Origin of the sequence: Streptomyces guryensis (assembly GCF_021261325.1) — a bacterium.
In the GTDB taxonomy this organism is placed as follows: domain Bacteria; phylum Actinomycetota; class Actinomycetes; order Streptomycetales; family Streptomycetaceae; genus Streptomyces; species Streptomyces guryensis.
The window spans coordinates 75,032-97,499 of the sequence record NZ_JAJSBI010000001.1 but is presented as its reverse complement, the minus strand read 5'-3'; the positions used below and the strand labels follow the sequence as shown (position 1 = coordinate 97,499).

The 22,468-nt window shown below is 69.4% G+C and carries 19 protein-coding genes and 1 tRNA gene; 16 read left to right on the top strand and 4 right to left on the bottom strand.

Features of this window, described 5'->3' with window-relative positions; translation table 11 throughout:
* The first annotated feature begins 7 nt into the window (after positions 1 to 7).
* From LJ657_RS00470 to LJ657_RS00430, 9 genes are all read left to right on the top strand, one after another.
* Positions 8 to 1,987, top strand: a complete 1,980-nt coding sequence (locus LJ657_RS00470; protein WP_232646071.1) for an acetyl/propionyl/methylcrotonyl-CoA carboxylase subunit alpha — start codon at positions 8 to 10, stop codon at positions 1,985 to 1,987.
* Positions 1,984 to 2,907 (top strand): hydroxymethylglutaryl-CoA lyase, encoded by a 924-nt coding sequence (locus LJ657_RS00465; RefSeq protein ID WP_232646070.1) that lies wholly within the window; start codon positions 1,984 to 1,986, stop codon positions 2,905 to 2,907. Before LJ657_RS00470 ends, LJ657_RS00465 begins: the two co-directional genes overlap by 4 nt.
* Positions 2,908 to 2,915: 8 nt before the next feature.
* On the top strand, positions 2,916 to 4,076 hold the full coding sequence (locus tag LJ657_RS00460) for an acyl-CoA dehydrogenase family protein (protein ID WP_232646069.1): 1,161 nt from the start codon (positions 2,916 to 2,918) through the stop codon (positions 4,074 to 4,076).
* A 141-nt stretch (positions 4,077 to 4,217) separates the two neighbouring features.
* A complete protein-coding gene (locus LJ657_RS00455) occupies positions 4,218 to 5,264 on the top strand; it encodes an ABC transporter substrate-binding protein (protein ID WP_232646068.1) in 1,047 nt (348 codons plus the stop codon).
* 126 nt (positions 5,265 to 5,390) lie between these two features.
* Positions 5,391 to 6,224: a siderophore-interacting protein gene (locus tag LJ657_RS00450; RefSeq protein ID WP_232646067.1), complete on the top strand. Its 834-nt coding sequence runs from the start codon at positions 5,391 to 5,393 to the stop codon at positions 6,222 to 6,224.
* A 118-nt stretch (positions 6,225 to 6,342) separates the two neighbouring features.
* Positions 6,343 to 7,785, top strand: a complete 1,443-nt coding sequence (gene desA, locus LJ657_RS00445) for a lysine decarboxylase DesA (protein ID WP_232646066.1) — start codon at positions 6,343 to 6,345, stop codon at positions 7,783 to 7,785.
* The gene (locus LJ657_RS00440) at positions 7,769 to 9,052 is read left to right on the top strand and encodes a lysine N(6)-hydroxylase/L-ornithine N(5)-oxygenase family protein (protein WP_232646065.1); all 1,284 of its coding nucleotides are present in this window, start codon (positions 7,769 to 7,771) and stop codon (positions 9,050 to 9,052) included. Before desA ends, LJ657_RS00440 begins: the two co-directional genes overlap by 17 nt.
* Entirely contained in the window at positions 9,049 to 9,588 is a 540-nt protein-coding gene (locus LJ657_RS00435) for a GNAT family N-acetyltransferase (RefSeq protein WP_232646064.1), read from the top strand. Before LJ657_RS00440 ends, LJ657_RS00435 begins: the two co-directional genes overlap by 4 nt.
* A complete protein-coding gene (locus LJ657_RS00430) occupies positions 9,585 to 11,357 on the top strand; it encodes an IucA/IucC family protein (RefSeq protein WP_232646063.1) in 1,773 nt (590 codons plus the stop codon). Before LJ657_RS00435 ends, LJ657_RS00430 begins: the two co-directional genes overlap by 4 nt.
* 131 nt (positions 11,358 to 11,488) lie before the next feature.
* Here the strand turns inward: LJ657_RS00430 and LJ657_RS00425 are convergent, their stop codons facing one another.
* On the bottom strand, positions 11,489 to 13,054 hold the full coding sequence (locus tag LJ657_RS00425; RefSeq protein ID WP_232646062.1) for a beta-N-acetylhexosaminidase: 1,566 nt from the start codon (positions 13,052 to 13,054) through the stop codon (positions 11,489 to 11,491).
* 62 nt (positions 13,055 to 13,116) lie between these two features.
* Here LJ657_RS00425 and LJ657_RS00420 point away from each other — a divergent pair, with 62 nt between their 5' ends.
* Positions 13,117 to 14,007, top strand: a complete 891-nt coding sequence (locus LJ657_RS00420; protein WP_232646061.1) for a DUF4429 domain-containing protein — start codon at positions 13,117 to 13,119, stop codon at positions 14,005 to 14,007.
* Positions 14,008 to 14,055: 48 nt separating this feature from the next.
* On the opposite strand, the gene LJ657_RS00415 is transcribed toward LJ657_RS00420, so the two are convergent.
* On the bottom strand, positions 14,056 to 15,621 hold the full coding sequence (locus LJ657_RS00415; RefSeq protein WP_232646769.1) for a purple acid phosphatase family protein: 1,566 nt from the start codon (positions 15,619 to 15,621) through the stop codon (positions 14,056 to 14,058).
* 165 nt (positions 15,622 to 15,786) lie between these two features.
* On the opposite strand from LJ657_RS00415, the gene LJ657_RS00410 reads away from it, so the two are divergent.
* Together LJ657_RS00410 and glmS are read left to right on the top strand one after the other, a co-directional pair.
* Complete coding sequence (locus LJ657_RS00410) at positions 15,787 to 16,044, top strand: hypothetical protein (RefSeq protein WP_232646768.1); 258 nt, start codon at positions 15,787 to 15,789, stop codon at positions 16,042 to 16,044.
* Positions 16,045 to 16,058: 14 nt separating this feature from the next.
* A complete protein-coding gene (gene glmS / locus LJ657_RS00405; RefSeq protein ID WP_232646060.1) occupies positions 16,059 to 17,876 on the top strand; it encodes a glutamine--fructose-6-phosphate transaminase (isomerizing) in 1,818 nt (605 codons plus the stop codon).
* A 176-nt stretch (positions 17,877 to 18,052) separates the two neighbouring features.
* Here the strand turns inward: glmS and LJ657_RS00400 are convergent, their stop codons facing one another.
* Positions 18,053 to 18,619: a GPR1/FUN34/YaaH family transporter gene (locus LJ657_RS00400; protein WP_232646059.1), complete on the bottom strand. Its 567-nt coding sequence runs from the start codon at positions 18,617 to 18,619 to the stop codon at positions 18,053 to 18,055.
* 150 nt (positions 18,620 to 18,769) lie between these two features.
* Entirely contained in the window at positions 18,770 to 19,297 is a 528-nt protein-coding gene (locus tag LJ657_RS00395; protein ID WP_115908015.1) for a universal stress protein, read from the bottom strand.
* Between the two features lie 335 nt (positions 19,298 to 19,632).
* Between LJ657_RS00395 and LJ657_RS00390 the strand changes: the two genes are divergently transcribed.
* From LJ657_RS00390 to LJ657_RS00375, 4 genes are all read left to right on the top strand, one after another.
* Positions 19,633 to 19,965 (top strand): hypothetical protein, encoded by a 333-nt coding sequence (locus LJ657_RS00390; protein WP_232646058.1) that lies wholly within the window; start codon positions 19,633 to 19,635, stop codon positions 19,963 to 19,965.
* Positions 19,966 to 20,342: 377 nt separating this feature from the next.
* Positions 20,343 to 21,572 carry a helix-turn-helix domain-containing protein gene (locus LJ657_RS00385; protein ID WP_232646057.1) on the top strand — a complete coding sequence of 410 codons (1,230 nt, stop codon included), beginning with the start codon at positions 20,343 to 20,345 and terminating at the stop codon, positions 21,570 to 21,572.
* Between the two features lie 109 nt (positions 21,573 to 21,681).
* Positions 21,682 to 22,293, top strand: coding sequence for an oligoribonuclease (gene orn / locus LJ657_RS00380; protein ID WP_232646056.1), 612 nt, complete (start codon positions 21,682 to 21,684; stop codon positions 22,291 to 22,293).
* Positions 22,294 to 22,388: 95 nt separating this feature from the next.
* Positions 22,389 to 22,461: transfer RNA gene (locus tag LJ657_RS00375), tRNA-His, on the top strand.
* The last annotated feature ends 7 nt before the right edge of the window (positions 22,462 to 22,468 follow it).

The window sequence follows — 22,468 nt, the reverse complement described above, 5'->3', positions numbered from 1 at the left end:
GGGACCCATGTTCGACACAGTGCTCGTGGCCAACCGGGGCGAGATCGCCGTCCGCGTGATCCGTACGCTCCGCTCACTGGGCGTGCGCTCGGCGGCCGTCTTCTCCGACGCCGACGCCGACGCACGGCATGTGCGCGAGGCCGACACGGCGGTACGGATCGGTCCGGCGCCCGCGGCCGAGAGCTATCTGTCGGTGGAGCGGCTGCTGGAGGCCGCCGCCCGCACCGGCGCCCAGGCCGTCCACCCCGGATACGGCTTCCTCGCGGAGAACGCCGGCTTCGCGCGGGCGTGCGCCGACGCGGGGCTGGTCTTCATCGGGCCGTCCGCGGAGGCCATCGCCCTCATGGGCGACAAGATCCGCGCCAAGGAGACGGTGAAGGCGGCCGGAGTACCGGTCGTCCCCGGGTCCAGCGGCAGCGGGCTCTCCGATGACCAACTCGCCGACGCCGCCCGGGAGATCGGGATGCCGGTGCTGCTGAAGCCGTCGGCCGGCGGTGGCGGCAAGGGCATGCGGCTGGTGCGGGACGCGGAGAGGCTGGCGGACGAGATCGCCGCCGCCCGCCGCGAGGCCCGCGCCTCCTTCGGCGACGACACGCTCCTCGTCGAGCGGTGGGTGGACCGGCCCCGGCACATCGAGATCCAGGTGCTGGCGGACGGCCACGGGAACGTGGTGCATCTCGGCGAGCGCGAGTGCTCGCTGCAGCGCCGGCACCAGAAGATCATCGAGGAGGCGCCGAGCGTGCTCCTCGACGAGGAGACCCGGGCCGCGATGGGCGAGGCGGCGGTCCAGGCTGCCCGGTCCTGTGGCTACCGCGGCGCGGGCACGGTCGAGTTCATCGTCCCCGGCGGCGACCCGTCCTCGTACTACTTCATGGAGATGAACACCCGGCTCCAGGTGGAGCACCCGGTCACCGAGCTGATCACAGGCCTCGACCTGGTGGAGTGGCAGCTGCGGGTGGCGGCTGGTGAGCCACTGCCGTACAAGCAGGGCGACATCACGCTGACCGGGCACGCGATCGAGGCACGCGTGTGTGCCGAGACTGTGTCCATCAAAGAGGGCGCGCGCGGGTTCCTGCCGTCCGGTGGCACGGTGCTGCGGCTGCGCGAGCCCCAGGGCGACGGCGTCCGCACCGACTCCGGGCTCAGCGAAGGCACGGAGGTCGGTTCGCTGTACGACCCCATGCTGTCCAAGGTGATCGCGTACGGGCCGGACCGGGAGACGGCGATCCGCAAGCTGCGGGCCGCACTCGCGGAGACGGTGACGCTGGGCGTGCAGACCAACGCCGGGTTCCTGCGGCGGCTGCTGGCCCATCCGGCCGTCGTCGCGGGCGAGTTGGACACCGGGCTGGTGGAGCGGGAGGTGGACGGCCTCGTCTCCGCGGACGTACCGGAGGAGGTGTACGAGGCGGCGGCGGCCGTGCGGCTGGAAGCCCTGGAGCCTCGCGAGGAAGGCTGGACCGACCCGTTCTCCGTGCCGAGCGGCTGGCGTCTGGGCGGGACACCGAAGCCCGTCGGCTTCCACCTCCGGGTGCAGGAGCCCGTGGAGTACGTGCCGCGCGGCACTCACGCCCTCACCGGCGACACCGTCTCCGTCACCCTCGACGGCGTCCGCCACACCTTCCACCGCGCCGCCGACTGGATCGGCCGCGACGGCGACGCCTGGCACGTGCGCGACCACGACCCGGTCGCCGCGTCCCTCACGGGTGCTCGGCACGCGGGCGCCGACTCGCTCACCGCGCCCATGCCCGGCACGGTCACGGTCGTGAAGGTCGCCGTCGGCGACGAGGTGAGCGCCGGTCAGAGCCTGCTGGTCGTCGAGGCGATGAAGATGGAGCACGTCATCTCCGCCCCGCACGCGGGCACGGTCGCCGAACTGGACGTCACACCGGGCACGACGGTCGCCATGGACCAGGTGCTCGCCGTCATCACGCCGGTCGAGAACGCGGCGGAGAACTCGGCGTCGCACTCGGCGGAGGAGGAGAAATGACGCTGCCCATGGCCGTACCGGCTGCCGGCCTGCCGGCCCGCGTCCGCATCCACGAGGTCGGCGCCCGTGACGGCCTCCAGAACGAGAAGTCGACGGTGCCGACGGAGGTGAAGGCGGAGTTCGTCCGCCGCCTGGCCGACGCGGGGCTCACGACGATCGAGGCGACGAGCTTCGTGCATCCGAAGTGGGTGCCCCAACTCGCCGACGCGGAGCAGCTGTTCCCGCAGATCTCCGAGCTCCCGGCAGACCTTCCGGTGCTCGTGCCGAACGAACGCGGCCTGGACCGTGCCCTGGCGCTGGGGGCCCGCCGGGTCGCCGTGTTCGCCAGCGCCACCGAGTCCTTCGCCAAGGCCAACCTCAACCGCACGGTGGACGAGGCGCTGGCCATGTTCGAGCCGGTGGTGGCCCGCGCCAAGTCCCAGCAGGTCCATGTCCGCGGCTACCTCTCCATGTGCTTCGGCGATCCCTGGGAGGGAGCGGTCCCGATCCCCCAGGTCGTCCGGGTCTGCAGGGCCCTGCTCGACATGGGCTGTGACGAACTGAGCCTGGGCGACACGATCGGGGTCGCGACGCCGGGTCACGTACGAGCCCTGCTGACCGAACTGGACGTCCCCGTCGAGCGGGTGGGCGTCCACTTCCACGACACCTACGGCCAGGCCCTCGCCAACACGCTGGCCGCCCTCCAGCACGGCGTCACCACGGTCGACGCCTCCGCCGGCGGACTCGGTGGCTGCCCGTACGCCAAGTCCGCCACCGGCAACCTCGCCACCGAAGACCTCGTGTGGATGCTTCAGGGTCTCGGCATCCACACCGGAGTCGACCTCGGCCGCCTCGTCGCCACCAGCGTGTGGATGGCCGAACAACTGGGCCGACCCAGCCCGTCCCGCACCGTCCGAGCCCTCTCCCACCAGGAGCAGTGATCACAGCCATGGACTACCGACTCTCACCCGAGCTGGAGGAACTCCGCCGTACGGTCGAGGAGTTCGCGCACGACGTCGTGGCACCCAAGATCGGCGAGTTCTACGAGCACCACGAGTTCCCGTACGAGATCGTCCGCGAGATGGGCCGCATGGGCCTGTTCGGGCTGCCGTTCCCCGAGGAGTACGGCGGCATGGGCGGCGACTATCTGGCGCTGGGCGTGGCGCTGGAGGAGCTGGCCCGCGTGGACTCGTCCGTGGCCATCACCCTGGAGGCCGGTGTCTCCCTGGGCGCCATGCCGATCCACCTCTTCGGCACCGAGGCACAGAAACAGGAGTGGCTGCCGCGCCTCTGCTCGGGCGAGATCCTCGGCGCCTTCGGCCTCACCGAGCCCGACGGCGGCAGCGACGCCGGAGCCACCCGTACGACGGCCCGCCTCGACGAGTCGACGGACGAGTGGGTGATCAACGGGACCAAGTGCTTCATCACCAACTCGGGTACGGACATAACGGGGTTGGTCACGGTGACGGCGGTGACCGGTCGCAAGCCGGACGGCAGGCCGCTGATCTCATCGATCATCGTCCCGTCCGGCACCGCAGGCTTCACGGTGGCGGCCCCGTACTCGAAGGTCGGCTGGAACGCCTCGGACACCCGGGAGCTGTCCTTCTCCGACGTCCGCGTCCCGGCGGCCAACCTGCTCGGCGAGAAGGGCCGCGGTTACGCCCAGTTCCTGCGCATCCTCGACGAGGGCCGTGTCGCCATCGCGGCTCTTGCGACCGGGCTCGCCCAGGGCTGCGTGGACGAGTCGGTGAAGTACGCGAAGGAACGGCACGCCTTCGGCCGTCCCATCGGCGCCAACCAGGCCATCCAGTTCAAGATCGCCGACATGGAGATGAAGGCCCACACCGCCCGTCTGGCCTGGCGTGACGCGGCCGCCCGGCTGGTGAGCGGCGCCCCCTTCAAGAAGGAGGCCGCGCTCGCCAAGCTCCACTCCTCCACCGTCGCCGTCGACAACGCGCGCGAGGCCACGCAGATCCACGGCGGCTACGGCTTCATGAACGAGTACCCGGTGGCCCGTATGTGGCGCGACTCCAAGATCCTGGAGATCGGCGAGGGCACCAGCGAGGTCCAACGGATGCTGATCGCACGGGAGTTGGGGCTGACGGGCTGACGGGGCCACAGCTCCGCGGCTCACGGGCCGCTTGCAGATGCGGGCCCGGAACGCCCACCCCCTGGACATCGAGTAAGGTTAGGCTAACCTACATTCGACTTGTCCGGCGGGCGTTCCGCCCCGTTCGAAAGCAGCCACAGCATGTCCAACGCCACAGCCACCCATCCGACCCGACGCGGCATCCTCGCCACGGGCGGCGCCCTCGGCCTCGGCGTCGCGCTCGCGGCCTGCGGTGACGGAGGCTCCGGCAGCGAGGGCTCGCGCGAGGAGACGACAGCCGCCAAGTCCGGTCCCTGGTCGTTCAAGGACGATCGCGGTACCACCGTGAAGCTGGACGCGATCCCCACGAGGATCGTCGCGTTCACCGGCGTCGCCGCCGCGCTCCACGACTACGGCATCGAGGTCAAGGGCGTCTTCGGCCCGACCAGGACCGCGGACGGCAAGGCCGACGTGCAGGCCGGCGACATGGACGTCAGCAAGCTGACGATCTTCGGCAACAAGTTCGACCAGTTCAACATCGAGGAGTACGCCGCCTTCGGCCCCGAGGTCCTCATCACGACGACCTTCGACAGTGCCGGCTCCCTCTGGTACGTCCCCGTGGCATCCGCCGCGAAGATCGCCAAGCTCGCGCCGAGCGTCGCCATCTCGGTCTACGACCGCCAACTCACCGCCCCCCTCCAGCGGATGGCCGAACTCGCCCGATCGCTCGGCGCGGACATGGAGTCCACCAAGGTCACCGGCGCGAAGAAGCGCTTCGAGGACGCCTCCGAGCGGCTGCGCAAGGCCGCCAGGGCACACCCCGACCTCAAGGTGCTGGCCGGTTCGGCGGCGGACACGGCGTTCTACGTCTCGGGCACCAACCTCTCCGTCGACCTGGAGTACTTCAAGGCCCTCGGCGTGAACTTCGTCGAGCCCACGGAGTCGGCCAAGAAGGCGACCGGCGGCTGGTTCGAGACGCTGAGCTGGGAGAACGTCGACAAGTACAAGGCCGACGTCATCATGATGGACGACCGGTCCTCGGCCATTCAGCCGGGCGCCATCACCAAGGCCACATGGAAGAAGCTGCCGGCGGTCAGGGCCGGGCAGGTCATCTCGCGGTCGCCCGAACCGATTCTGTCGTACGACAAGTGCACGCCGCTTCTCACCAACCTCGCCGAGGCGTTGGAGAACGCGAAGAAGGTCGGCTAGGCGCTGCGCCGGAAGAGCCGGTCCAGCGCCACAGGCCCACCACACCGTGATGAACTGCGGGTCCGTCGTGGCTGGTCGCGCAGTTCCCCGCGCCCCTTATGGCGCGCGTCGACCCAGGGAGCACATGTGACCACCGCCGTAGCCGCCCCCTTCCGTTTCTTTGCCCTCCAGGTCGTACGGACGAGGCGGCTCGGGCCGTCTCTGGTGCGGGTGACCTTCGGCGGGGACGACCTGCGGAACTTCTCCTCCGACGGACGCGACCAGTCCCTGTCGCTGTTCCTGCCGCATCCCGGGCAGAGCGAGCCCGCCGTACCGTACGAGCTGGGTGACGGGTGGTGGCAGGCATGGCGTGAACTGCCGGACGACGTGCGGGCGGTGATGCGTTCGTACACGCTGCGGGCGTTGCGCCGCGACCCCGACGAGATCGACATCGACTTCGTCCTGCACACCCCGGCGGGCCCGGCCTCACGGTGGGCCGCGGAGGCCGCCGCAGGTGATCGTGTCGTGCTGCTCGGGCCCGCGGTCGCGGACAACCGGGCGATCCGGTTCCGGCCGCCCGCGGACACCGATCTGATGCTGATCTGGGGGGACGAGACCGCCGTTCCGGCCGTCTCGGCGATCCTGGAGTCGCTGCCGGCCGGCGCCCGTGCCCGGGTCTGGCTGGAGGTGCGCGACGCCGGGGACATCCAGGACCTGGCGACCGGCGCCGACGCCGAGATCACCTGGCTGGTCCGGGACGCGGGCGGCGTCGAGGGGTCCCCCATGGCCCTCGACGCCCTGCGCACCGACCGGTTCCCGCCCGCCGAGCGCCCGTACGCCTGGATCGCGGGCGAGAGCGGGAGCGTGAAGCAGCTGCGCCGGCAACTCGTCAGGGAGCACGGCATCGACCGGCGGCGGGTCACCTTCGTCGGCTACTGGCGACAGGGCCTGAGCGAGGAGCAGTTGCGCGAACAGGAGTGACGGCGGTCACGGGAGGGGCGGGATCAAACCCAATAAAGTTAGGTTAGCCTTACCTAAATCCATCGGGCCAACCTCGTCCCTCGTCCCCGCCCGGACTGTCCCCACCGGAGGACCCCCCATGCGCTCGCACCTGCTCAATGACCTGACCGCGGAGCACTACCGCCGCTCCGTGACCGAAGGAGTCGAGCGGGTGGCGGCCAAACTCGCCACCACCGACCGTCCGTTCACCGGTGTCACCGTCGACGCCCTCACTCCCCGGATCGACGCCATCGACCTCGACCGGCCGCTCGGCGACACCAGTGCGGTCCTGGACGAGCTGGAGGACGTCTACCTCCGCGACGCGGTCTACTTCCACCACCCCCGCTACCTCGCCCACCTCAACTGCCCGGTCGTCATCCCGGCAGTGCTCGGCGAGGCCGTCCTGTCCGCCGTCAACTCCTCCCTGGACACCTGGGACCAGTCGGCCGGCGGCACCCTGATCGAGCGCAGGCTCATCGACTGGACGACCGCCCGCATCGGGCTGGGCGAGAACGCCGACGGTGTGTTCACCTCCGGAGGCACCCAGTCCAACCTGCAGGCGCTGCTGCTGGCCCGCGAGGAGGCCAAGAGCGACTCCCCGGCGAAACTGCGTGTCTTCACCTCCGAGGCAAGCCACTTCAGCGTGAAGAAGTCCGCGAAACTGCTGGGCCTCGGGCAGGACTCGGTGGTGCCGATCCCCGTCGACCACGACAAGCGGATGCAGACCGTCGCCCTCGCCCGGGAGCTGGAGCGCTGCAAGAGGGACGGCCTGGTCCCCATGGCCGTCGTCGCCACCGCGGGCACCACCGACTTCGGCTCCATCGACCCGCTGCCCGAGGTCGCCGAACTGTGCGCCCGGTTCGGCGCCTGGCTGCACGTGGACGCTGCGTACGGCTGCGGGCTGCTCGCCTCGCTCAGGTACCGGGACCGCATCGAGGGCATCGAGCGCGCCGACTCGGTCACCGTCGACTACCACAAGTCCTTCTTCCAGCCGGTGAGTTCGTCCGCCGTGCTGGTCCGGGACGCCTCGACCCTGCGCCACGCGACCTACCACGCCGAGTACCTGAACCCGCGCCGTATGGTCACCGAGCGCATCCCCAACCAGGTCGACAAGTCCCTGCAGACCACCCGCCGCTTCGACGCTCTCAAGCTGTGGATGACGCTGCGCGTGATGGGCGCCGACGGGATCGGTCAGCTCTTCGACGAGGTGTGCGACCTGGCCGCCGAGGGCTGGAAGCTGCTCGCCGCCGACCCGCGCTACGACGTCGTCGTGGAGCCCGGCCTCTCCACCCTCGTCTTCCGCTACATCCCGGCCGCGGTCACCGACCCGGCCGAGATCGACCGCGCCAACCTGTATGCCCGGGGGGCCCTGTTCGCCTCCGGTGACGCGGTGGTCGCGGGCACCAAGGTGGGCGGCCGCCACTACCTGAAGTTCACCCTGCTCAACCCCGAGACGACGACCGACGACATCGCCGCCGTCCTCGACCTGATAGCCGGCCACGCCGAGCAGTACCTGGGAGAGTCCCTTGACCGCGCGTCCTGAAAACCCGACCAGAACCCATGACTTCGTGGGGATCGGACTCGGCCCGTTCAACCTCGGCCTGGCCTGTCTGACCGAGCCGATCGCCGAGCTCGACGGCGTCTTCCTGGAGTCGAAGCCGGACTTCGAGTGGCACGCGGGCATGTTCCTGGACGGCGCCCACCTCCAGACCCCGTTCATGTCGGACCTGGTCACCCTCGCCGACCCGACCTCGCCGTACTCCTTCCTCAACTACCTCAAGGAGAAGGGCCGGCTGTACTCGTTCTACATCCGCGAGACCTTCTACCCCCTCCGCGTCGAGTACGACGACTACTGCCGCTGGGCCGCGCACAACCTGACCGGCGTCCGCTTCGGTACGACGGTCACCGAGGTGACGTACGACGAAGAGGCCGAGCACTACCTCGTCCGCACCGAGGGCCAAGACGTCTACCGCGCCCGCCACCTCGTCCTGGGCACGGGCACCCCGCCGCACATCCCCGAGTCCTGCCGGGACCTGGGCGGCGACTTCATCCACAACTCCCGCTATGTGCAGCACAAGGCGGAGCTGCAGCGCAAGGAGTCGATCACGCTGGTCGGCTCCGGGCAGTCCGCCGCCGAGATCTACCACGACCTGCTCAGCGAGATCGACGTCCACGGCTACCGGCTGAACTGGGTCACCCGCTCCCCGCGCTTCTTCCCCCTCGAATACACGAAGCTCACGCTGGAGATGACCTCCCCGGAGTACATCGACTACTACCGGGAGCTGCCGGAGGCCACCCGGTACCGGCTCACGGCTGAGCAGAAAGGCCTGTTCAAGGGCATCGACGGCGACCTGATCAACGAGATCTTCGACCTGCTCTACCAGAAGAACCTCGGCGGTCCCGTGCCCACCCGCCTGCTCACCAACTCCTCGCTGAACAGCGCGCGTCACGAGGACGGCGCGTACACGCTCTCCTTCCGCCAGGAGGAGCAGGAGAAGGACTACGAGATCGAGTCCGAGGGGCTGATCCTGGCCACCGGCTACCGGTACGCCGAGCCGGAGTTCCTGAAGCCCGTACGGGACCGGCTGCTCTACGACGCGCACGGCAACTTCGACGTCGCCCGCAACTACTCCATCGACACCACCGGCCGGGGCGTCTTCCTGCAGAACGCCGGCGTGCACACCCACGGCATCACCAGCCCCGACCTGGGCATGGGCGCCTACCGCAACAGCTACATCATCCGCGAGCTGCTGGGCACCGAGTACTACCCGGTCGAGAAGACCATCGCGTTCCAGGAGTTCACCGCATGAGCCCCACGGCCTTCACCTTCCGCCCTCTCGACCCGCTGACCGACGCCGGACTCCTGCACACCTGGGTCACCCACCCCAAGGCCGCCTTCTGGATGATGCAGGACGCGAAACCGGAGGACGTCGAGCGCGCCTACATGGAGATCGCGGCCGACGAGCACCATCACGCGCTGCTCGGGCTCGACGGGGACGGCGAACCCGCCTTCCTGATGGAGTACTACGACCCCGCCCACCGCGAGCTGGTCGGCCTCTACGAGCCGCAGCCGGGCGACATCGGCATGCACTTCCTGACCCCCGCCACCGACACACCCGTCCACGGCTTCACCCGGTCCGTCATCACCGCCGTGATGGCACGCCTCTTCGAGGACCCGGCGGTGCGGCGCGTCGTCGTCGAACCGGACGTGTCCAACAAGGCCGTCCACGCCCTGAACGAGGCCGTCGGGTTCGTGCCCGAACGCGAGATCCGCAAGCCGGAGAAGAAGGCGCTGCTGAGCTTCTGCACGCGCGAACAGTTCGAGAACACGGTGGTGCCCTCATGACCCTCGCCGACGCCGTCGCCCACCTCTCCCCCGAACGCTGGGAGAAGGCCAACCGCCTGCTGATCCGCAAGGCGCTCGCCGAGTTCGCGCACGAGCGGCTCATCACACCGGAAGCCACCGCCGAAAACGGGTACGTCGTCCGCAGCGACGACGGCCTGACCCGCTACCGCTTCACCGCCACGCGCCGCGCCCTCGACCACTGGCAGGTCGACGCCGACTCGATCACCCGCCACCGCGACGGCACCGAACTCCCCCTCGCCGCCCTGGACTTCTTCATCGAGCTGAGGACAGCGCTGGGCCTGAGCGACGAGGTCCTCCCCGTCTATCTGGAGGAGATCTCCTCCACCGTCTCCGGCACCTGCTACAAGCTCGCCAAACCGCAGATCCCGGTCGCCGAGCTGACCCGCTCCGGCTTCCAGGCCGTCGAGACCGGTATGACCGAGGGCCACCCCTGCTTCGTCGCGAACAACGGACGGCTCGGCTTCGGCATCCACGAGTACCTGTCGTACGCCCCCGAGACCGCGAGCCCGGTCCGCCTGGTGTGGCTGGCCGCGCACAGGTCGCGCGCCGCCTTCACCGCGGGCGTCGGGATCGAGTACGAGACCTTCGTACGGGAGGAGCTGGGCGAGCGGACCGTCGAGCGGTTCCACGGCCTCCTGCGCGAGCAGGGCCTGGACCCCGCCGACTACCTCCTCATCCCCGTCCACCCCTGGCAGTGGTGGAACAAGCTCACCGTCACCTTCGCCGCCGAGGTCGCGCGCCGGCACCTGGTGTGCCTGGGCGAGGGCGACGACGAGTACCTGGCCCAGCAGTCCATCCGGACCTTCTTCAACAGCTCGCACCCCGAGAAGCACTATGTGAAGACCGCCCTGTCGGTCCTCAACATGGGCTTCATGCGCGGACTGTCGGCCGCCTACATGGAGGCCACCCCCGCCATCAACGACTGGCTGGCCCAACTGATCGAGGGCGACCCGGTGCTGAAGTCCACCGGCCTGTCCATCATCCGCGAGCGGGCCGCCGTCGGATACCGGCACCTGGAGTACGAGAAGGCGACGGACCGCTACTCGCCGTACCGCAAGATGCTCGCGGCCCTGTGGCGCGAGAGCCCGGTCCCCGGCCTCCGGGACGGCGAGTCGCTCGCCACCATGGCCTGTCTCGTCCATGTCGACCAGGAGGGCGCGTCCTTCGCGGGCGCGCTGGTCGAGCAGTCGGGCCTGGCGCCGACGGAGTGGCTGCGGCACTACCTGCGGGCGTACTTCACGCCCCTCCTGCACAGCTTCTACGCCTACGACCTGGTCTACATGCCGCACGGCGAGAACGTGATCCTGGTCCTGAAGGACGGGGTCGTGCAGCGCGCGATCTACAAGGACATCGCCGAGGAGATCGCCGTCATGGACCCGGACGCGGTGCTCCCGCCGACGGTCGAGCGGCTGCGCGTGGAGGTCCCCGAGGACAAGAAGCTCCTGTCCGTCTTCACGGATGTCTTCGACTGCTTCTTCCGCTTCCTCGCCGCGAACCTCGCCACCGAGGGGATCCTGGAGGAGGACGACTTCTGGCGGACGGTCGCGGAGGTCACCCGCGAGTACCAGGAGTCGGTGCCCGAACTCACCGAGAAGTTCCAGCGGTACGACATGTTCGCCCCGGAGTTCGCCCTGTCCTGCCTCAACCGGCTCCAGTTGCGCAACAACAGGCAGATGGTCGACCTGGCGGACCCGGCGGGGGCCCTCCATCTGATCGGCAACCTGAAGAATCCCATCGCAGGGGTATAGCCCCTGCCACAGACCGGCGGGCGCCCCCGGAGTACGGTCCTCCGGGGGCGCCCGCCGACACGTCCGGCACCTGTAGCGCCCTTAGGGGCGCGGGGAACTGCGCGACCAGCCCCCGCCGGCGATCAGACGAACTACCAAGGAACCTGGGGCGAACGGTAATAGCCGATCCCCAGCGCATCCCACCGCGCAGCCTGCGCAGCCAGCCGCACCTTGTAGGCGTCCCAGTCGTGCGTGGACGCCGGCGACCAGCCGAGCTCGGCCGCCCCCGCCAGCCGCGGGAACACCATGGCGTCGATGTCGGCGTCCGTCACGATCGTCTCGGTCCACAGCGGTGCCTCGACGCCCCTGATCGCCGAACTCGGCGCTCCGGCGAGGTAGTTGCCGGGATCCCAGTCATACGACCGCTTCACCTCCACCAGCCCGGCCCAGTCCTGGCCGAGCGGGGTGTCCTCGGTGTACTTCATGTCAAGGTAGATCCGGTCGGCGGGCGAGAGGATCAGCCCGGTCCCGTTCTGCGCGGCCTTCGCGACCTGCGCCTTCTCCGCCGCGTCGGTGTCGTCCAGGCCCCAGTACTGAGCGATGGCCCCCTTGGCCGGGTACGCGCCGGTCAGCTGGTGCCAGGCGATGACGGTCTTGCCGTACTCGGCGACGATCGGCTGCACCCGGTCCATGAACTTGACGTAGTCCTCGTGGCTGGTGGAGTGCGCCTCGTCGCCGCCGATGTGGAGATAGCGGCCGGGTGTGATCGCGGCCAGCTCGCGGACGACGTCGTCCACGAAGTCGTAGGTGACGTCCTTGCCGACGCACAGCGAGCTGAAGCCGACGTCGGTGCCGGTGTAGAGCGGGGGCGCCGTGCCGTCGCAGTTCAGCTTGGCGTACGAGGCGAGGGCCGCGTTGGTGTGGCCGGGCAGGTCGATCTCGGGGACGACCTCCAGATAGCGGGAGGCGGCGTACCGGACGATCTCCTGGTAGTCGGCCTTGGTGTAGTGGCCGCCGGGGCCGCCGCCCACCTCCGTCGAGCCGCCGTAGGGCGCGAGCCTCGGCCAGGAGTCGATGGCGATGCGCCAGCCCTGGTCGTCACTGAGGTGCAGATGCAGCTCGTTGATCTTGTAGAGGGCCAACTGGTCGATGTAACGCTTGACTTGGGCCACCGTGAAGAAGTGGCGGGAGACATCGAGCATGGCGCCGCGGTAGCCGTAGCGCGGGCGGTCCGTGATGGTGCCGCCCGCGACGAGCCACGGGCCGGGCTGGACGGAGTCCTTCTCGACCGCCGCCGGGAGCAGCTGGCGCAGGGTCTGGACGCCGTGGAAGAGGCCGGCGGGCTCGGTGGCGGTGATGGTGATGCCGCCGTCTCCGCTGTCCAGGCGATAGCCCTCCGCCCCGAACCTGCCGTTCGTCAGCCGCAGCTGGATGCCGGCCCGGCCCCATGTGACCAAGGGCAGCCGGTAGCCGGTCGACGGGCGCAGGATGTCCGCGAGGTACTCGCCGATCCGGCGCACCTTCGGGGAGTCGTCGACGCGGATGGCGGTGGAACCGGTGATGCGGTACGGAGAGCCTCCCGGGGTGACCGACGCGGGTGCCGGAACCACCCGGTCGAGCGGGGTCGGGTCCGCTTTCGTCACCGTAGTCGCTCCGACCGTGAAGGTGCCGGTCGCCGCCACGAGCAGCAGCGACCCCAGAACGCGGTGCAGTCTCACATGCGCTCCCTTCGGAATTGGTAGAGACCACTCTCCCTCAGATCCGGTGAAACAATCCCCCCATGGCGGAAATCATCCAGCGGGACGGCATCTGGGCCTTCGACGGCGACGCCCTGCGACTGACCCCCGGGCGGGACAGAAACGTCAGCCTGCTCCGCCGGACACTGGGTGAACTCGTCGTGCCAATGGGCGCGTTGGCGGGGATCTCGTTCGAGCAGGGCAAGAAGGCGGGGCGGCTCAGGCTACGGCTGCGCGACGGCGCCGACCCGCTGCTGCACGCCTCCGGCGGCCGCCTCACCGAGCCCAACGACCCCTACCAGCTGCTCGTCGAATCCGACCGGTACGGGGTCGCGGAGTACTTCACGGACGAGGTACGAGCCGCCCTGCTGCTGGACGAGGTCCCGTCCGAACCGGTGGACGAGTACCTGCTCCCCGGCCCGTCCGTCCCGCTCTCCGTCTCCGCCGGGGACGGCACCGCGAGCTTCGACGGCGAGCACGTCCGCCTGGAGTGGAACTGGAAGACGGAGGACGCCAAGGCTGCCGCCGGCCCCCGCACGCTGGCCGTCACCGACCTCCTCGCCGTGGAGTGGCAGCCCGCGGCCGGCCTGGAGAACGGGCATCTGCGCTTCACCGTACGGGGCGCGGGCACCAAGGCGCCACCCAAGTACGACCACAACTCCGTGGAGCTGTGGGGCTTCAAGAAGGACCCGCTGATGGCGCTGGTCGCGGCGGCCGTGCAGGCAAGGCTGCCGCATCCCTCGGCGGCGGCCGTCCCGGACGTACCGGCTCTGGAGCCGCACGCCCCCCGACGGCTCGCCCCCGCCGACGGGCGCGAGGACGACCACGACGCGCTGCTGCGGCGGCTGCGCGAACTCGGCGAACTGCACCGCACGGGCGTCCTGACGGACGAGGAGTTCGCGATGGCCAAACAGGCGGTCCTCAAGGCGATGTGAGGACCGCCTGCGGGCGGGAAGTACACCCTGCCTTCGGGGTGTACTTGCCTACTTGGCCTTGCGCGCCACCGTGAAGTGGTCGATGCGGTCACCGGTCTCGGCGATGCCCGACACCTTCAGCTTGGCGTAGTGGCCGCGCGGCGCGGGCTCGACGTCCACGCGCAGGAAGGAGTAGTTCAGGTAGCGCACCCGGGACCAGGCGACGGTCTCGTTGACCTTGCCGTCCTTGGTGTTGATGAACGAGGCGACGGAGTCGACCTCGTGCTCGTGCCCCTCGTAGGAGTCCGGCGCGCTGAACGCGTACAGGCTGCGGCCCGCCGCACCCGCCGTCACGTAGACGACGCCCTCGGTCTCGGAGTACGCCGTCTCGCCGATCGGCAGCTTCTTGACGACCTTGTCGCCCTTGATGACGTCGGTGCGCTCGTACTGGTGGTTGTGGCCGTTGATGACCAGGTCCACCGTGTACTTCTCGAACAGCGGCACCCACTCCTGGCGCACGCCCCCCTCCGAGGCGTGCGCGGTGGAGGTGCAGTACGCGCAGTGGTGGAAGAACACGACGATGAAGTCGATCTCCTTCGACGCCCGGAACCTCTTCAGCTGCGCCTCGAACCACTTGGTCTGGGTGCCGCCGGAGATGCCGAGGTTGGCGGGAATCTCGTACGACACGTCGTTCGGGTCGAGCGAGATGATCGCCGTGTTGCCGTGCACGAAGGAGTAGACGCCCGGCAGGTTCGCCTTGTCCGGCCCGTTGTCGGGGAGCGTGAAGCGGGCCTCCTCGCCGCCGTAGCCGTTGGGCGAGTACCAGGCCTCCATGTCGTGGTTGCCGTAACTCACCATCCACGGCACGGACTTGGCGACCGACTCGGTCTGGGCGAGGAACTGGTCCCAGGTGCGCGAGTCGAAGCCGGTGTCGGTGGACTTGCCCTGGCCGGCCGGGTCGCCGTAGGCGATGTCTCCGGCGTGCAGGTGGAAGGACGGGTTCTGGCCGAGGATCAGGCTGTCGTTGGCCAGCGCGTGGTAGCTGACACCCTGGTCGCCGAAGGCCGTGAAGGTGAACGGCTTCTTGTGCGCGGGGGCGGTGGTGAAAGTGCCGAGGGTGCCGAGCAGATGCGGCTCGGCCGGGTCGAAGCCCTGGTGGCCGACGCCGTAGTAGTACGTCTTGCCGGGGCGAAGATGGCTGAGCTTGGCGTGGACGTAGTACTGCGTGTGGTCGCCGCTCGCGCCGACCCCGGCCGGGGTGTAGAGGCTGCGGACCTCGGCCTCGATCTTGCGGGAGAGGTCCCATGGGTGGGCGCCGATACGGATGAAGGGCTTCTTCACCGCGACCGGCACCTGCCAGGAGACGGTCATCTCGGTGCTGGCGTCGTTGCCGTAGGCGAGGTGGCGGCCGAAGGGGGCGACGAGTGCACCGTCGACGTACTCGGCCGCGGGGGCGGTGCTCTGCGTCGGAACCGCGGCCTGGGCCACGGCACCCGGCACGAACGCGCCACCGGTGACGGCGCCGATCGTCACGGCGCCGCCTCTCATCAGGTTGCGCCGCGAGAATCTCGCGCGCAGGTACTCGTGCTGCTCGGCCATGCTCATGCGCTCGGCCAGCTGCTCCGGTACTCCCATACGAGGTATGTCCATGGCGTCTGAAACTCGTCGACTTGAGCAACGCGGCGCAGGACTCAGGATGGACGGCCTGCGAACAGAGGTTCACAAGAACATCAACAGTCACTTGCCCGATATCGGGCAGGATTCTTGCGAAACCGTCTCCGGTACCTCAGGATCTACCGGGTGCACGACGAACTTGTTGATCATCTGACGCGGTCCACGCCCCTCAGCAGGGGCGAGGCACTGCGGGTGATCCAGGACGTGCTCGCCTACTTCGACGAGACGACCGTGGAGTACGTCCGTCGCCGCCACCGCGAGTTGCAGGCCCAGGGCCTGGTGAACGCGGAGATCTTCGAACGGATCGAGGCGGATCTGAAATACCGGGCGGTCGCGCCGCCGGAGCTTACGCTCAGGCAGTTGCGCCGCATCGTCTACGGCTAGGACTACGTATATATATGTGCGGAATCGTCGGATACATCGGGAAGCGTGACGTGGCCCCCCTCCTGCTGGAGGGCCTGCAGCGGCTCGAATACCGCGGCTACGACTCGGCCGGCATCGTCGTGACGTCCCCCAGGACGGCCGGGCTGAAGATGGTCAAGGCCAAGGGCCGCGTCCGCGACCTGGAGGCCAAGGTCCCGGCCCGCTTCAAGGGCACGACCGGCATCGCCCACACCCGCTGGGCCACCCACGGCGCCCCCTCCGACGTGAACGCCCACCCGCACATGTCGACCGACCAGAAGGTCGCGGTCGTCCACAACGGCATCATCGACAACGCCTCCGACCTGCGCCGCAAGCTGGAGGCGGACGGCGTCGAGTTCCTCTCCGAGACGGACACCGAGGTACTCGTCCACCTCGTCGCCCGCTCCCAGGCGGAGACCCTGGAGGAGAAGGTCCGCGAGACCCTCCGGGTCATCGAGGGCACGTACGGCATCGCCGTGATGCACGCCGACTTCTCGGACCGGATCGTGGTGGCCCGCAACGGCTCCCCGGTGGTCCTCGGAATCGGCGAGAAGGAGATGTTCGTCGCCTCGGACATCGCCGCCCTGGTCGCGCACACGCGGCAGATAGTGACTCTCGGCGACGGCGAGATGGCCACCCTCAAGGCCGACGACTTCCGCACGTACACGACGGAGGGCACCCGCACCACGGCGGAACCCACCACCGTGGAGTGGGAGGCGGCCTCGTACGACATGGGCGGCCACGACACGTACATGCACAAGGAGGTCCACGAGCAGGCCGAGGCCGTGGACCGCGTGCTGCGCGGCCGTATCGACGACCGCTTCTCCACCGTGCACCTCGGCGGCCTCAACCTGGACGCCCGCGAGGCCCGCCAGATCCGCCGGGTGAAGATCCTCGGCTGCGGCACCTCGTACCACGCGGGCATGATCGGCGCCCAGATGATCGAGGAACTGGCCCGCATCCCGGCAGACGCCGAGCCGGCCTCCGAATTCCGCTACCGCAACGCGGTCGTGGACCCCGACACGCTCTACGTGGCCGTCTCCCAGTCCGGCGAGACCTACGACGTCCTCGCGGCCGTCCAGGAGCTGAAGCGCAAGGGCGCACGGGTCTTCGGCGTCGTGAACGTGGTCGGCTCGGCGATCGCCCGCGAGGCGGACGCGGGCATCTACGTCCACGCGGGCCCCGAGGTCTGCGTCGTCTCGACGAAGTGCTTCACGAACACCACCGTGGCCTTCGCCCTGCTCGCCCTGCACCTGGGCCGCACCCGCGACCTCTCGGTCCGCGACGGCAAGCGGATCATCGAGGGCCTGCGCAGGCTCCCCGCCCAGATCACCGAGATCCTGGCGCAGGAGGAGGAGATCAAGAAGCTGGCCGAGCAGTACGCCGACGCCCGCTCGATGCTCTTCATCGGCCGCGTCCGGGGCTACCCGGTGGCCCGTGAGGCCTCCCTCAAGCTGAAGGAGGTCTCGTACATCCACGCCGAGGCCTACCCGGCCTCCGAGCTCAAGCACGGCCCCCTGGCCCTCATCGAGCCGGCCCTCCCCACGGTCGCGATCGTCCCCGACGACGACCTCCTGGAGAAGAACCGTGCCGCCATGGAGGAGATCAAGGCCCGCAGCGGCCGCATCCTCGCGGTGGCCCACCAGCACGAGGAGAAGGCCGACGAGACGATCATCGTCCCGAAGAACGAGGACGAACTCGACCCCATCCTCATGGGCATCCCCCTCCAACTCCTCGCCTACCACACGGCATTGGCTCTGGGCAGGGACATCGACAAGCCCCGGAACCTCGCCAAGTCGGTGACGGTCGAGTAGGAAGTCCCTGCGACGGCCGAAGCGATAGTTGAGTAACCCCTACGGCGAGCAGCCACGTCCGCGAGAGCGGCGCCGGTTTAGGCGCAAAAAGGGGAACGGACCCCGACGTGCTGCCACCAAGCACGTGGGGGTCCGCTCCATTCGCCGGGGGCCGCCCAAACCCCCGGCCTGCGCAGCTAGCCGGCGGCCGTCACGCCCCGACCGGCAGCACGCCGAGGAAGCACCGTCGGCCAGTGCGCGAGAGCCGCCGTGGCCGCGTACCAGGCAACCGCCCCGGCCGCCACGGCAAACCAACCGCCCACCTTCGCGAGCGACCCGCTCGTCGCGAACTGCGCGATGGCGAGAAGCACCAGGGAGACGAAGAACAACCCGTACGTCCCCTGCGTGAGTTGGTCCCCGCCCGCGAGGGTGAGCGACAACGCCACGAGGGCGAACAGCAGCAGGAACAGACCGGCCGCGTTGGCGGACATGGCGGCCCCGGCTGTGACGGCCCAGGTGAACCAGAGGGCGCCGAGCGCCGAGTACGCCGTCCCGTTGACGGAGTCACCGTCGCGGAAGGCGAGGAGTCCGGCGACGAAGAGCGCAACGCCGCCTACGTAGTGGGCCAGTGAGACGGCGTCAGCGGCCGACACGCCATTGATCACGTCGGTGTATCCGAGTCCGAACGCCAACAGGGTGATACCCAGGGCGAGTCGGCCGACCACGGTAGTGGTTCCGCTTCCCGCGGAGACGTCGTTGTCCACGGCGGGCTCCCTTCATGCATGTGCAGTTGTGCGGTGACCGATATATGCCCTTCACAAGGGCACAAACACCTCTACGCGCGAGTAGATTTGCGCGCTGCACAAAGGAGGCAGGCCGTTCCCGGATCGCATCTCACCTGGGGGAACGAGGAGTTACGGAATGACAACGACGGGCCGCTTCGCCCGCTTGGCGAGCCGACCCGCGACGGAGCCGAAAATCCGCCCCACGATGCCCTGCGTGGAGCCGACGACGATGGCGTCCGCCTCGTACTCCCGCCCCACCTCTTCGAGTTCGTGGCAGATGTCGCCGCCGCGCTCGACCAGGATCCAGGGCACCTCGGCCAGATAGTCCGCACAGGCGAGCTCAAGGCCCAGCACCTCGGTGCGGTGGTCGGGCACATCGACGAAGACCGGTGGCTCACAGCCGGCCCACACCGTGGTGGGCAGCCGGTTGGCGACGTGGACGATGATCAGGCCCGATCCGGAACGATGGGCCATGCCGATCGCGTAGGCGAGGGCGCGCTCGCTGGACGTGGAGCCGTCGAAGCCGACGACCACGCCGTGCTTGAAGGCTGGATCGCAGGAATGGCGTGGCTCTTCGGCCGCCTGGGGCTCGGCCGCCGTGGGATCGGCGACGGGGCGCTTGCGGTCCGCGGGTTCGAAGAATTCGTGACCGGCCATGGCTGTCTCGGCGTTTTGATCCTTTATGGGAGGGCCCGCGAGCGGGACTCGCTGACGGATGCAGCAGGTGCGGCGGAGCTGTGTCCGGGAATCATCTTCCCAACCCCATACCCCCAAGGGTACGGCGGCACGCCTCCTTAGCCCAGATCCCACCCACAGGGCGTGGGGGTTCCAGGGAGCATGCACGAGGGTGCGCCCGTAACGCAATGGTTGCTGCGCTGTACAGGCGGTTTGCACGGGGTTCACTTGCCCGGGGGGCCTGCGGCGGCGGGCGTACAGTGACCGCCCGGTCGAACACGCGTTGAACACCGAGACCCAGGCCCCAGGGAGCACGCATGTCCGGACCGCACCCCACCCCCGAGACTCCCCGCGCGACCGCCCCGCCCCAGGACACCGTGACCGATGTCGTCCGCTGGGCGGCGTTCAGCTGCGTCCTCGTCCCCGTGGTCCTTCTCTGGTACGGCACCTCGCTCGCCGGCGCCGCGGGCACCGCGTTCGGCCTCGCCGCCGTCACCGCGGTGTGCCGGCTGCTGCTGCGCCAGTCCGAACGGGTGGCGGCCCGCCCGCCGAGCGAGGACCACACGTCCCGTCGGGGCCGCCATCACAGGAGCGGCACGGGTGCTCACAGAGGCAGGCGTCACACTGGGGGAAGTACACCGGTCGGCTGACCGGTTTCCGCGCACGCGTCCGATGCTTTTCAGCCAACTTCCGGACCCTGCGCACCCCTTGCCCCGACCACCCCCCAACCCCCGTTCCACCTGCAGAGAAAGGGGCTCGGGGGCCCCGCGTACCCTACGTGGATTGGCCACTGCGACAAGGCGCACTTCCCTGCACGGCCCGTGAGTGCAACGCTTCGTGATCGAATGCTTCACGCCAAGTTGCCATGTCGACAATGTGCCGGTTGGCGAACTGGTCACACCGGCACCGTGCGACACAGTAGATTCGATCTTGACGTCTTACGGCGGGGGACTCGTGCAGGACCGAGGGGAAACGTGCAGGAGCGACACAACCGAGGAGCCGCGACCACCGAGGGGGGCTTAGCAGTATGAGCCACGACTCCACTGCCGCGCCGGAAGCCGCGGCCCGGAAGCTTTCCGGGCGACGCCGCAAGGAGATCGTCGCGGTGCTGCTGTTCAGCGGCGGCCCCATCTTCGAGAGTTCCATACCGCTGTCGGTCTTCGGGATCGACCGCCAGGACGCCGGCGTCCCGCGCTACCGACTGCTGGTGTGCGGCGGCGAGGAAGGCCCGCTGCGGACCACAGGGGGCCTGGAACTCACCGCGCCACATGGCCTGGAGGCGATATCGCGCGCCGGCACGGTCGTCGTGCCGGCCTGGCGCTCGATCACGTCTCCGCCGCCGGAGGAGGCGCTCGACGCGCTGCGCCGGGCGCACGAGGAAGGCGCCCGCATAGTCGGGCTGTGCACCGGCGCCTTCGTGCTGGCTGCGGCGGGCCTGCTGGACGGCCGCCCCGCGACCACACACTGGATGTACGCACCGACGCTGGCCAAGCGCTACCCGTCGGTGCACGTCGATCCGAGAGAGCTCTTCGTCGACGACGGCGATGTGCTGACGTCCGCCGGTACGGCGGCCGGAATCGATCTCTGTCTCCACATCGTGCGGACGGACCACGGCAACGAGGCGGCGGGCGCACTGGCCCGGCGTCTGGTCGTGCCGCCGCGCCGGTCGGGCGGTCAGGAGCGCTACCTCGATCGGTCTTTACCAGAGGAGATCGGCGCCGACCCGCTCGCAGAGGTCGTCGCCTGGGCGCTGGAGCACCTCCACGAGCAGTTCGACGTGGAGACCCTCGCCGCGCGTGCGTACATGAGTCGGCGCACCTTCGACCGCCGGTTCCGCTCGCTCACGGGCAGCGCCCCGCTCCAGTGGCTGATCACCCAGCGGGTGCTGCAGGCGCAGCGGCTGCTGGAGACGTCGGACTACTCGGTGGACGAGGTCGCGGGCCGCTGCGGCTTCCGCTCGCCGGTGGCCCTGCGCGGTCACTTCCGCCGTCAGCTGGGGTCGTCTCCGGCGGCCTACCGCGCCGCGTACCGCGCTCGCCGTCCGCAGAGTGACAAGCCGGCCGACGTGGAGGGCACCGCCGGGGCGCCGGGGCCCGCGCCCCTGCTCCACCCGGAGGGGCCGGTTCCGCTGCAGAGCCGCCGCGCCGCGGCGAGTGCCGTCGGGTCGGGTGCGTCACTTTCCGCCGCGGCCGAGAACGGCCGCGAGGCCTATGTGACGAGCCGGGCGAGCCTGCCGGGGCAGCGCAGCGGTACGTGACGGCGAGGAGGGGGTGGGTGACCGAGGCCACCCACCCCCTCCCCCCGTACTCCTGCTCCTCGAACACCGGAGGGGCCGATTTTGCGGGCGCCAGCCTTAGGGTGGTCGCATGAACGATCGCATGGTGTGGATCGACTGCGAGATGACCGGCCTCTCGCTGTCCGACGACGCTCTCATCGAGGTGGCCGCCCTCGTCACCGACTCCGAGCTGAACATCCTCGGCGAGGGTGTCGACATCGTCATCCGTCCGCCGTCCAAGGCACTGGAGACGATGCCGGAGGTGGTGCGTCAGATGCACACCGCGTCCGGGCTGCTGGACGAACTCGCCGGCGGCACGACGCTGGCCGACGCGGAGGAACAGGTCCTCGCCTACGTCCGCGCACACGTCAAGGAACCCGGCAAGGCCCCGCTGTGCGGCAACTCGGTCGGCACCGACCGCGGCTTCCTGCTCCGCGACATGCCGACGCTGGAGGACTATCTCCACTACCGGATCGTCGACGTGTCGAGCGTCAAGGAGCTGGCGCGGCGCTGGTACCCGCGGGCCTACTTCAACAGCCCCGAGAAGAACGGCAACCACCGCGCCCTCGCCGACATCCGCGAGTCCATCGCGGAGCTGCGCTACTACCGCGAGGCGATCTTCGTGCCGCAGCCCGGCCCCGACTCCGACACCGCCAGGTCGATCGCCGCGAAGCACGTCCTGCCTGCGGAGCAAGGAACCTGAGCGGGCGTCGCAAAAGGCGTGCGCGAGCACCCCTTCGGACCCTGTACACTTTTTCTCGGCCGGTCGGAAAACCACGAAGTAGACCGCCGGTCGTGGTGGGTGTAGCTCAGCTGGTAGAGCACCTGGTTGTGGTCCAGGATGTCGCGGGTTCGAGTCCCGTCACTCACCCTGAGTA

Excerpts from the sequence above, each read along its gene's own strand:
- LJ657_RS00470 (WP_232646071.1), top strand. The coding sequence starts at position 8 with ATGTTCGACACAGTGCTCGTGGCCAACCGGGGCGAGATCGCCGTCCGC.
- LJ657_RS00465 (WP_232646070.1), top strand. The coding sequence starts at position 1,984 with ATGACGCTGCCCATGGCCGTACCGGCTGCCGGCCTGCCGGCCCGCGTC.
- LJ657_RS00460 (WP_232646069.1), top strand. The coding sequence starts at position 2,916 with ATGGACTACCGACTCTCACCCGAGCTGGAGGAACTCCGCCGTACGGTC.
- LJ657_RS00455 (WP_232646068.1), top strand. The coding sequence starts at position 4,218 with ATGTCCAACGCCACAGCCACCCATCCGACCCGACGCGGCATCCTCGCC.
- desA (WP_232646066.1), top strand. The coding sequence starts at position 6,343 with ATGCGCTCGCACCTGCTCAATGACCTGACCGCGGAGCACTACCGCCGC.
- LJ657_RS00435 (WP_232646064.1), top strand. The coding sequence starts at position 9,049 with ATGAGCCCCACGGCCTTCACCTTCCGCCCTCTCGACCCGCTGACCGAC.
- LJ657_RS00430 (WP_232646063.1), top strand. The coding sequence starts at position 9,585 with ATGACCCTCGCCGACGCCGTCGCCCACCTCTCCCCCGAACGCTGGGAG.
- LJ657_RS00420 (WP_232646061.1), top strand. The coding sequence starts at position 13,117 with ATGGCGGAAATCATCCAGCGGGACGGCATCTGGGCCTTCGACGGCGAC.
- LJ657_RS00415 (WP_232646769.1), bottom strand. The coding sequence starts at position 15,621 with ATGGGAGTACCGGAGCAGCTGGCCGAGCGCATGAGCATGGCCGAGCAG.
- glmS (WP_232646060.1), top strand. The coding sequence starts at position 16,059 with ATGTGCGGAATCGTCGGATACATCGGGAAGCGTGACGTGGCCCCCCTC.
- LJ657_RS00395 (WP_115908015.1), bottom strand. The coding sequence starts at position 19,297 with ATGGCCGGTCACGAATTCTTCGAACCCGCGGACCGCAAGCGCCCCGTC.
- LJ657_RS00390 (WP_232646058.1), top strand. The coding sequence starts at position 19,633 with ATGTCCGGACCGCACCCCACCCCCGAGACTCCCCGCGCGACCGCCCCG.
- LJ657_RS00385 (WP_232646057.1), top strand. The coding sequence starts at position 20,343 with ATGAGCCACGACTCCACTGCCGCGCCGGAAGCCGCGGCCCGGAAGCTT.
- orn (WP_232646056.1), top strand. The coding sequence starts at position 21,682 with ATGAACGATCGCATGGTGTGGATCGACTGCGAGATGACCGGCCTCTCG.